Below are 1197 nucleotides of genomic sequence, written 5' to 3'. Positions count from 1 at the left end.
CAACGTTGTACCGTCTTATCCTCTGTACCTGCTAAGGTTATAGGGACAAGCCGTACGGGCAATTAGTACTGGTTAGCTTAATGCATTACTGCACTTCCACACCCAGCCTATCAACGTCCTGGTCTCGAACGACCCTTCAAAGAGCTCAAGGCTCTGGGAAATCTCATCTCAAGGCAAGTTTCCCGCTTAGATGCTTTCAGCGGTTATCTCTTCCGAACTTAGCTACCCGGCAATGCCACTGGCGTGACAACCGGTACACCAGAGGTTCGTCCACTCCGGTCCTCTCGTACTAGGAGCAGCCCCCTTCAAATTTCCAACGCCCACGGCAGATAGGGACCAAACTGTCTCACGACGTTTTAAACCCAGCTCACGTACCACTTTAAATGGCGAACAGCCATACCCTTGGGACCGGCTACAGCCCCAGGATGTGATGAGCCGACATCGAGGTGCCAAACTCCCCCGTCGATATGAACTCTTGGGAGGAATCAGCCTGTTATCCCCAGAGTACCTTTTATCCGTTGAGCGATGGCCCTTCCATACAGAACCACCGGATCACTATGTCCTACTTTCGTACCTGCTCGACTTGTCAGTCTCGCAGTTAAGCACGCTTATGCCATTGCACTATCAACACGATGTCCGACCGTATCTAGCGTACCTTCGAACTCCTCCGTTACACTTTAGGAGGAGACCGCCCCAGTCAAACTGCCTACCATGCACTGTCCCCGATCCGGATAACGGACCAAGGTTAGAACCTCAAACAAACCAGGGTGGTATTTCAAGGTTGGCTCCACGAGAACTAGCGTCCCCGCTTCAAAGCCTCCCACCTATCCTACACAGATTGGTTCAAAGTCCAATGCAAAGCTACAGTAAAGGTTCATGGGGTCTTTCCGTCTAGCCGCGGGTAGATTGCATCATCACAAACATTTCAACTTCGCTGAGTCTCGGGAGGAGACAGTGTGGCCATCGTTACGCCATTCGTGCAGGTCGGAACTTACCCGACAAGGAATTTCGCTACCTTAGGACCGTTATAGTTACGGCCGCCGTTTACTGGGACTTCAATCAAGAGCTTGCACCCCATCATTTAATCTTCCAGCACCGGGCAGGCGTCACACCCTATACGTCCACTTTCGTGTTTGCAGAGTGCTGTGTTTTTATTAAACAGTCGCAGCCACCAGTTTATTGCAACCCTTTCACCCT

Annotated in this window: 1 rRNA gene; it reads right to left on the bottom strand. The window is 51.4% G+C overall.

The window, feature by feature from the left end:
- Window positions 1-41: 41 nt before the first annotated feature.
- Window positions 42-1197: ribosomal RNA gene (locus ACQ4WO_RS28100) — 23S ribosomal RNA — on the bottom strand; the annotation flags it as partial.

Source organism: Janthinobacterium aestuarii (genome assembly GCF_051380835.1).
Taxonomy (GTDB): Bacteria; Pseudomonadota; Gammaproteobacteria; order Burkholderiales; family Burkholderiaceae_D; genus Janthinobacterium; species Janthinobacterium aestuarii.
The sequence above is the reverse complement of the archived record's forward strand: the minus strand, read 5'-3'. Positions and strand labels throughout refer to the sequence as shown.